Consider the following 10,500-nt stretch of genomic DNA (forward strand, 5'->3'; position numbering starts at 1 on the left):
TCTTGTTCGGTTTGTTCGCCGAGGACTGCTGTTTGTAATGCAAACGGCACTTCGTCATGGATGCGCTGCACCGGCTCGCCGCCTTCGTCCTGTTCAAAGGATGTCCGAAGCGACTCGTGGCGCTTGATCAGCTCTTGGAAAGCCCTGTCAAGCCTTTCGGGGTCAAGCTTCCCTTCCAGTTCTAATACAGCCGGCATATTGTAGCCGGTCCCTCCGTCCTCCAGCTGCTGAAGGACATAAATCCGCTTTTGAGCAGAGGAAACCGGATAGGTATCACGCTGTTCCGCCGGTTTCATCGCTTCATATGGACTGTCCGTTCCTTCACGGATAACGGAAGCCAGCCCTTCCACCGTCGGATGGGTAAACACATCTTTCAGCGGCACCTGAACATCGAATTCTTTGGCGATCCGGGACACAAGAGCGGTGGCTTTTAAGGAATGTCCTCCACGGTCAAAGAAGTTGTCGTGAATCCCGACAGGGCCGTTTTTCAGTACGTCCTCCCACAGCTGGGCAAGCTTCATCTCGGTCACATTTCTCGGCGCCGTATATGTCTCCGCATCTGCAGCTCCGCAAGGAGCTGGCAGGGCGTTTCGGTCCAGCTTTCCGCTCGGCGTAACCGGCCACTGTTCCATCTCTATCATATGGGCTGGGATCATGTAGCCCGGCAGCAGTCTCTCAAGCTGCGCCCTCACTTCGTTTCTCCGAAGCCCTTCTATATAAGCGCATAATTCCGGCTCGCCGCTGTCTGTCCGTACGGTCACGGCTGCCTCCCTTATGCCTTCTATGCTTCTAAGCGCCGCTTCAATTTCTCCGGGCTCAATCCGGTAGCCTCTGATTTTGACTTGATCATCCAACCGGCCGAGGAATTCAACATGTCCATCAGGGAGCCAGCGCGCCACATCCCCTGTTTTGTACATGCGTTCACCCGGGTAAAACGGATCCTCAAGAAAACGATCCTCCGTTAATGCCGGCCGATTCAAATAGCCCCTGGCAACACCGGCTCCTGCAATGTACAGTTCGCCGATACATCCGGCAGGCAGCATCCGCTGCTTTTGATTGAGGATATACAATCTGACATGATGAACAGGTTTTCCAATTGGAATCCGTTCAAGTTTTTCATACAGCGGACAATCAAAGAATGAAGCTTCTACAGTTGCCTCCGTTGGTCCGTAGGAATTGGTTAATGCAACATTTGGAAGCAACTCGCAAAATCGGGAGACGAGATGGGTTCCCAGCTGCTCTCCCCCGGAAAACACCCGATTGAGTTCCTTTGTCTTAATTGGTACAGGGCGATATTTGATATGTTCTAAAAATGCATGAAGCATTGAAGGCACAAAATGCATAGCTGTGATCTTTTGTTCTTCTATAGCCTGCGCGATCACTTCAGGTTCTTTTTCGCCTCCCTGAGGAAGCAGATAAACAGAAGCACCGGCATAAGGCCACCAAAACAGTTCCCATATTGAAGCGTCAAATGAATAAGATGTTTTATGCATAATCACATCTGATTGGTTCAGTTGATAACGGGACTGAAGGGAATTCAAAAAATTCACCGCTGATCGATGTTCAACTTCAACACCCTTAGGCCTCCCGGTAGAGCCGGATGTATAGATGACATATGCTAAAGATTGCGGGAGAACGTCCGCATTCGGATTGGACAAACGATGTTTCAGCCCGCTATTTGTCTGATTGAGATAGACAATCTCCCCTGCAAATGCCGGAACACGCAGGCCGGCAGACTGAAGCAGGAGAATGTTTGTACCACTGTCCTCCAGCAGAAAGCTGATTCGTTCTTCCGGATAATCCGGGTCAATGGGCAGATAAGCGCCGCCAGCTTTAAGAATGCCATAAATGCCAATCAGCATTTCAGGCGAACGCCTTCCCATAATGGCAACTATTGTTTCAGATTTCACTCCTCGTTCGATCAGCTCCCAGGCGATACGGTTAGCCTGTTCATTCAATTCTTTGTAGGTCATCGCTCCATCTTCAAAAACAACAGCCGTCTGATCAGGCGTTTTTGCTGCCTGCATTTCGAGTGCATAGTGGAGCGTTTGATTCATCGGATAGCCCGTCCCCTGAACCGGATGGCACGCTTCAATGAACTCTCTCTCTTCTTCTATTGTTAAGATTGGAATGTTGTCCAATTCTATTTCAGGACTGACAGCTGTTTGTTCCACAAGGGTGGTGAAAAGGCCGGCCCACCTTTGGATGGTCGCTTTTTCAAACAAAGCTGTACTGTATTCAAACTGACACAAAAGTTCGGCATCGTGTTCTGTTACATACAGGGAAATATCAAATTTCGATATTGGATGATGCAAGTCGCTCCATTGAAGCTCTACATCTTTCATTTTCAGCTTTTGCTGTTCCATATTTTGAAGGACCAGCGTTGTGTCAAACAATGGATTCCGGCTCATTTCCCGCTGTACGCCGAGTTTATCCACAAGCTCTTCAAACGGATAATCCTGATGCTCATACGCTTCCAGTGCCGTCTGTCTGACTTCTTTCAGAAATTCTTCAAATGTCTTATTGCCGTCCGGGCGTGTCCGGAGAGCCAATGTATTAACGAACATCCCAAGAACAGCTTCAAGGTCGGCGTGGGGCCGTCCGGCGATAGGTGAACCAATCACGATATCATCCTGACCGCTTAACCTTGATAAAAAAGCTGAATACAAAGCGAGCAGTGTCATGTAAAGTGTGCTGCTGTTTTTATGGGCGAGCCGTTTTATCCGGGACGTGAGCTCTTTATCCATTTGAAAGGTTACTTTTCCGCCTGCGAATTGCCGTTCTGCCGGTCGGCGTTTATCTGTCGGAAGCTCTAGTACAGGAAGGTCCCCGCTAAACTGCTGTCGCCAGTAAATCTCCTGCTTTTGATACGAGTCCCCCTTTTTAAATTGCTGCTGCCAAACGGCGTAATCTTTATACTGGATCCGCAACGGCTTAAGCTGGCGATTTGCATAAAGATCGGTGAACTCTCGGATTAGGAGCTGAACGGATACGCCATCTGAAATGATATGGTGCATATCCACCAGCAATACATGCTTCTCGTTCGCCACCTTTATAAGGCCCGCTCTAAATAATGGCGCCTGGCTGAGATCAAAGGGACGGACAAATTCCTCGATAGCTGTCTCTGTACTTAATGTAAACGGCACTTCGGTATGGATACGCTGAACCGGCTCGCCCTCTGCCCCGGATACAAAGGAAGTTCGAAGAGGCTCATGCCGTCTGATTAGTTCTTTACATACAGCCGACATTTTAGCGACATCCAATGCCCCTTCCAGTTCTAAGACCGCAGGCATATTGTAGGCGACACCCTCATCAAGCTGCTGAAGCACATATATCCGTTTTTGAGCTGAAGACACAGGATATGTCTCTCTTTCTTCTGCTGGTTCAATTGCTGCATACTGATTTTCCTCTGCACCTCGAATGATTGAAGCCAATTCTTCTACAGTCGGATGGGCAAAGATGTCCTTAAGCGGAACTTGCACATGAAACTCCTTAGCAATCCTCGACATAAGCACTGTTGCTTTTAACGAATGGCCGCCATGGTCAAAAAAGTTGTCTTGGACGCCTATATGACCATTTTTCAGCACATCTTCAAATATTTGCGAAAGCTTTGCCTCTAACAGATTACGAGGGGCAGTATATGGAATCCCGCTGATTGAATCATCTGATTCAGGAAGTGCTGATTGATCTACTTTTCCGTTTGGGGTAAGAGGTATGTTGTCAACCCATACCCATTTCACCGGGATCATGTATTCTGGGAGCTCACTAGCCATATAGCGGCGTAAATCTATTGCATCCAGCTTTTGTACACTGCAATAGTAAGCGCATAATTCATGTTCACCGCTTCGGTCTTGCCTGATGAGAATGGCGGCTTCCTTAATGTCCGGGTGGTTCATCAATGTGACTTCGATTTCTTGCGGCTCGATTCGATAGCCTCTGATTTTCACTTGATTGTCTGCCCGTCCGATATATTCGATGTTGCCGTCTTCAAGCCGTCTGGCCAAATCACCTGTACGGTACATGATCGCACCAGGCCTGAATGGGTCAGATGAAAATTTGTCGCGTGTCAGTTTCTCGTGATTGACATAACCTCTGGCAACACTTGCACCGGAAATATAGAGTTCACCAGGTACGCCGCAGGGCTGCAGCTGTTTTTGATGATTCAAAATATATAGATCAGTACAGCCTATCGGTTTACCGACTGGCGGAAACTCAGGAATACGGTCCCCCGGATGAATGGTATACGTAGATACCACATGAGTTTCTGAAGGTCCGTAATGATTGTGCAGATGCAGGCCGCGCTCACGCAATACGTCCTGAAAAAGCTCTGAAATGATTAATTGTTCTCCGGCTGCAATCAGATGTTTCACGCCATAAGGAAACGAGTTCGCAAATTGCGGTTCGCTGAAGATCATTTTGATAAAAGCAGTTGGGAGAAACACAATATTTGTCTGGTGCTTGTTTATAAATGCAAACAGCTGCGGCACATCTCTTTTTATGGCTTCTGGCACGATGTGCAGTGTGCCGCCTTTCAGAAGCGCAGAAAATATTTCTTGATAGCAGACGTCGAAGGAAGGTGTCGCAAATTGCAGAACATCTGCTTCAAAGTCAATGCCGGAGTGAGTATATTCGAACTTCAGCAAGTTAGCCATGTTTCGATGTTCAAATTGAACACCCTTTGGTTTACCTGTTGTGCCTGATGTGTAAATCATATACAGAAGATCGTCCGCATTGTTGACTGACTGTAGGTTACTGCCGTCTTCTTGGCTTTCGATATCTTCTGCATGAGTGATAAAGTAATTGTTTTCAAGCGATGAGGAAAGATGCGCTTGTGAAACAACATGCGAACAGCCGCAGTCATTTAGAATATAATGGATTCTGTCAGCCGGATAATACGGATCAATCGGAACAATGGCACCGCCTGCCTTTAAGATTCCAAGAACACCGGTGATAATCGCCGCAGAGCGTTCCATCATGATCGCAACAGGCTCCTGTCTCGCAACACCTTTCATTCGCAATTGCCGTGCTAATCTGTTAGCCGATTTGTTCAGTTCTCTGTATGTTAACGAGCAGGCTTGATCAATTACAGCATAAGCGTCCGGTGTCTTTTCCGCTTGTGCTTCAAACATAGCATGGATGGTTTCGTAAACTGGTGCATGATCTGCGATTTTTCCAATCATCTGCTGCTTTTCATGGTCTGTTGTAATATCAATTTCTGAGGGTGGAAGATTCGGATTATTTAAGATTTGTGATACGGCATTCAGAAGATGCCCCTTGACAGAAAGCACAAAAGACCGATCATACTGCTCAGCATCATAGCTCATTTTGATATGGATTTCTTCACCTGGCGCCACCATAAGATAAAAGCTGTAGTTGGTTTCATCTGCCACAGTGAAGTTATGAATCTGAAAAAGATCAGAAGCATGTTCCTGTTTATTCAGCATCTGAATCTCTTGCTGAACCGGATAGTTTTCAAATACGAGAATATGATCAATTAACCCTTGCTTAACCGCTGAACGGGCTTGAATTTCATATAAAGGGTGGTAGCTGTATGCTTCAGCGGCAAGACGGTCTTTTTGCATATCTTTTATGAGCTGTAGAAATGGCGTTTTTTCTCCCTGCACCCGAACCGGTATCGTGTTAATGAAAAGGCCTACCATCTGTTCAATGCCTTCGATTTCGGCGGGCCTTCCTGACATGACAGAACCGAATACGGCGTCATCGTTATTATTATATTTTTGAAGCAGAATGCCCCAAATGGTATGGAAAATTGTACTAAGTGTTACTTCTTCTCTTGCGGCAAGCTCCGAAAGCCTGCTGCTTTCTCCCTTAGAGAATGAAAACGCAACGTGTTCCTGCCTGCTTCTCCCCTTTGTTTTTTTCTGCTTCGGGAGCATGGTTTGCTGTTCATGGCCGGAAAGATAATGTTCCCAATATGAAACTGCCTGTTCTTTGTCTTGCTCCATCAGCCATTTAATATACGTTCCGTATGGCTGGACCGGCTCCAATGAGATAGGGGAGCCATATACATAAGATGCGTAAATATGGAGAAATTCTTTTAGCACAATGCTAAGACACCAGCCATCCATCATGATGTGATGAAAGGTCCAAATACAAGTGTATTGGCCCTCTCCTGTTTGAATCAGAGTAATGCGCATGAGCATATCTTTTTGCAACTGAAACCCTTGAGCCCGGTCCTCTTCTTTCAATTGCTTGATAAACTGTGACTGCTTCTCTTCATTTAAATGCGTAATGTCTTTTTCCTGTACGATGACATTCCGTTCTCTCAGGACAACCTGCTGGGGAGATGAAACATTTTGACTGATAAAAATCGTTCTGAAAATATCGTGTCTGGCTACAAGAGCATTGATGCTGTTTTGAAAACACTGCGGGTTGACTGCCCCTTCTATTGTAAAAGAAGCTTGCTCGACATATGCTTGTGAATCTTTTTGCAGGAGGGAATGGAAAAGCATCCCTTCCTGCATGTAAGACAGCGGATAAATATCCTGAATTGAATTCGCTTTTGTCATGTTCATGTCTCCCTGTCATAATTTTCTACAATTCTTCCACCAAGCTGGATATACTGTCCAAATCCTCTGTCGTTAATGATTGACTGCTAAAATCGCTCAGTGTCTTTTCTGCTTTCTGTTTACCGGCGCAGTGTTTCATAATGTCCAGCAAAAAGTGTTCGATCCTGTTGATAAGCTGCTCCATTGTGTTTCGATGAAAGCGGGCTGGCGGATAACTAAGATTGAAATGAAGCTTTTTGTCTGCTGCCATAGCACTTATCTCAATGATTTGCTCACGCTTCCATGTAAGAGTGATATCCGTTCCGCTTCCAAGACTTGATGGGCGGAAACTGCCCTGTCTTTCTATGTCATTGAACTGACCCAAATAGTTAAAGCTGATTTCAGGTATTTTTGAAAACGTAATGCTTTTGTTTTTAGGGTGTGTGAGGTATTTCAGCATACCGTAACCCACCCCTTTGTTTGGTATCCGGCCCAGTGTATCTTTTACGGTTTTTACTGCCGTCCCGAGCTCATTCCTATGATTTTCAAAGCTTATGAGGGCCGGGTACATGGATGTAAACCAGCCGACCGTCCGGCTGATATCTAACTCCGGCATAATGTGTTCTCTTCCGTGTCCTTCCATAGCGATTCGGAGCTTGCTTGCGCCTGCCCATTCACAAATCGCCAAGGAAGCCGCGGTTAACAGAATATCTTGTGTATCTGTACCATAGGCGTGATTGACGTTTTGCAGCAAAACGTCAGTGTCTGCTTCAGAGAGTGAAAAGCTTACCGAGTCCCTCTTGCAGTAACCGATGTTCTCTTGAAGCGGCATTTCATATGGCAGTTCCGCAGCTTGCTGTTCTTCTGCACTTCGCCAATACGCCTCTTCGCGAATCAGCTTGCTGCTTTGGGCATATTCCTGAATCCGTCTGGCGTATTCTTGATAGGAATCAGTTTTAGGCGGAAGCTGAATCGCCTGGCCAGAAGCCGCTTGTTGGTACCCTGCTGACAAATCCTCCAGCAAAATCCGCCATGCCACACCATCAACAACAAGATGATGGATTGCAAGGAACAAGTAATCTCCGGTCAATGTTTTAAACCACACGGCATGTAACAATGGTCCTTCCTGCAAATTGATGCTTTGCTGAAGATCTGCAACTTCTTGTTTGATTTGTGTTTCCCAATCGCCTTCTGTCTGTGAAAGATCAGATATTCTTAAACTATATAGCTGTGATTCATGTATGCTTTGGTTGATTTGAGTCCACCGCCCGTCATCGTTGCGATAAACCATCCGAAGCGCATCATGATGCTCCGCCAGTTTTTTTAAGGATGCTCTAAGAGCGTCTTCAGACAAACGGTCAGAATGAAAAAGCATGACAGACTGATTGAAATGGTGTCGTTCTTCAATATCTTGTGAAAGAAACCATTGCTGAACAGGCGTCCATGGAACATCTCCTTCAACGTGTCCTTGCTCTATGATTCTTTCTGTCTTACGGATAAATGGTGATACGTCTTCTATCTTTGGATGACGGAATAAATCACTTACCTGCAGGCTTAACCCGTGGCGTCCGAGGCGTGCAGAAACTTGAAGGGCCTTGATTGAATCTCCGCCCAATTCAAAGAAAGAATCCTCTATTCCGATCCTCTGGATGCCTAGAACCTCCTGCCAGATCAATGCCAGCTGCTCTTCAAGTTCGTTGCGTGGCGGGACGTACGTTTGTTTAGATGCAAAATCTGGTTCAGGCAGTGCTTTCCGGTTCAATTTGCCGTTTGATGTGAGCGGAAGCGTATCCATTTCAATGATGTACGCCGGAATCATATAATTTGGCAGTGAACGCGCGAGAAGAGAACGCACTTGTTCAGCATTCGCGCCTGCTTTCACACTGATGTAGCCAAACAGCTCTTTGCTCCCTGTCTGTCCTGTACGTGCCAAAACAGCTGCTTCTTTGACCCCCTCTATTTGGCGAAGTGCTGATTCGATCTCACCCAGCTCCACCCGGTAGCCTCTGACTTTTACTTGATCATCAATACGGCCAACGTACTCAATTGCGCCATCGGGAAGCCAGCGCGCCAGATCACCTGTGCGGTACAGTCGATCGCCAGACGCAAATGGGTTTGGGATAAATTTCTCTCTCGTTAAATCAGGACGGCCCAAATATCCTCTGGCGACGCCATCTCCGCCGACACAAAGTTCGCCAACAGCTCCGATCGGCTGCAGCATTCCCCATTTATTTAAGATATAAGCGGTGGAATTACCAATCGGCCGCCCGATCGGAATGGAAAGTTCATATGTTTTTTGAATGTGAAAGCACGTCGAAAAAGTTGTATTTTCGGTTGGCCCATATCCGTTCCATATCGATACTTCCGGGCAGACATTTTTAATTCGATTGATGTGGCTCACCGACAAAGCTTCTCCGCCAATAATCAGATGGTTCAGCTGTGAAAATGTTGTCTCATTTTGCTCTGTCAAATGATTGAATAGAGAAGATGTCAGCCACATCGTTGTGATCCCGTGATGTTCTATGTATCTCTTAAGCTGATGGGGATCGAGAAATGCCTGTTTCTCGGACAGGTGCAAAGCTGCCCCATTTAGCAGCGGTCCAAATATTTCAAATGTCACACCATCAAAACCGATAGATGATGTCATGAGAAGACGGTCTGCAGGTGTAAATGCAATATAATTGCTGTTTTTAACAAGGCAAATGACACTTCGCTGCTCAATCATGACACCCTTTGGTTTACCGGTTGATCCAGAGGTATAAATGATATAAGCGAGCGAATGCGGCCCTGCAGACGATTCAATATTCGTCGTTTCTCCCTGCTTTTGAATGTCTTCGATTATGATTTGTTCACATTCAATGTCTAATAGCCGTTTGTCGACTTTTTCAGATTGAAGAAGGAATGTCGCTCCGCTGTCTGACAGGATGTAAGCTATTCGCTCAACAGGCAGATCAGAAGCGATAGGCAAATAGGCTCCCCCCGCTTTTAGAATACCCAGCATTCCGGCTATGAGTTCTGGCGTTCGTCCTGCCAACAAGGCTACGACTCGATCAGGCCCGACTCCCTTTCTCTGTAAAAGTGAAGCAATTTGATTTGCCCAGCTGTTCAGATCCGCGTAAGTTAACTCTTGTGTATCGCTGACAATTGCTATGGCATTAGGCGTTTGTTCCGCCTGCATTTCAAAGAGCCTGCTGATGGTTTCATTTCTTGGATATTCTATTTTTGTACGATTGAGCTCATGGATAAGGTAATGGGTCTCATCCTCATTCAGTATATTTATTGTTCCGAGAGCGGCTTTGCTGTCTTGGATGATGGAGAGTAACATATTGATGAAGTATTGAAGCCACTTTTCTATCGTTTTTTTCTTATATAAGTCCGTACTAAATTCCATTTGGAACGTCAGCAAACCCCGGGGCTGTTCGTGAGCATACAGGGTTAAATCAAATTTTGACGTTTGATGCCCATTGTTTGCTGCAGGTTTTAGATGCAGTTTATCCAAATGAATCGATTCCTGATCCATATTTTGAAGAACAAACATCACGTCAAACAGCGGATTCCGGCTCATATCCCGCGTCACTCCAAGCTTGTCGACAAGCTCTTCGAACGGATAATCCTGATGTTCATACGCTTCCAATGCAGTGTCACGTACTTCCTGCAAATACTGCACAAACGGCTTCCCGCCCTCCGGGCGTGTCCGAAGCGCCAACGTATTCACAAACATGCCGAGTATCGGCTCAAGGTCCTTGTGCGGCCGGCCGGCAATTGGCGATCCGACGATGATCTCTTCCTGTCCGCTTAAACGTGATAATAACGCTGTGTAAGCCGCCAGGAGCACCATGTACAGTGTGCTTCCATTCTCCCGTGCCAGTGTATGAAGACCTGATGCGGCCTCTTGATCCAGCGTAAACGAGACCTTGTCACCGGCGAAGCTCCGCACCGGCGGGCGGGTATGATCAGCCGGGAGATCCAGCACCGGCAGCTCGCCCTCGAG

The 10,500-nt window shown here is 46.6% G+C and carries 2 protein-coding genes; both read right to left on the bottom strand.

Annotation, left to right across the window (positions count from 1 at the left end; translation table 11 throughout):
* The coding region (locus V6D44_RS20865; protein ID WP_333516856.1) for an amino acid adenylation domain-containing protein at positions 1-6,530 on the bottom strand (6,530 nt) is incomplete at its 3' end.
* Positions 6,531-6,555: 25 nt separating this feature from the next.
* A partial coding sequence (locus V6D44_RS20870) for an amino acid adenylation domain-containing protein (RefSeq protein WP_333516857.1) occupies positions 6,556-10,500 on the bottom strand: 3,945 nt, incomplete at its 5' end.

The sequence above is a fragment of the Bacillus sp. 0209A genome, from assembly GCF_036765095.1.
GTDB classification, from domain to species: Bacteria; Bacillota; Bacilli; order Bacillales; family Bacillaceae; genus Bacillus; species Bacillus subtilis_G.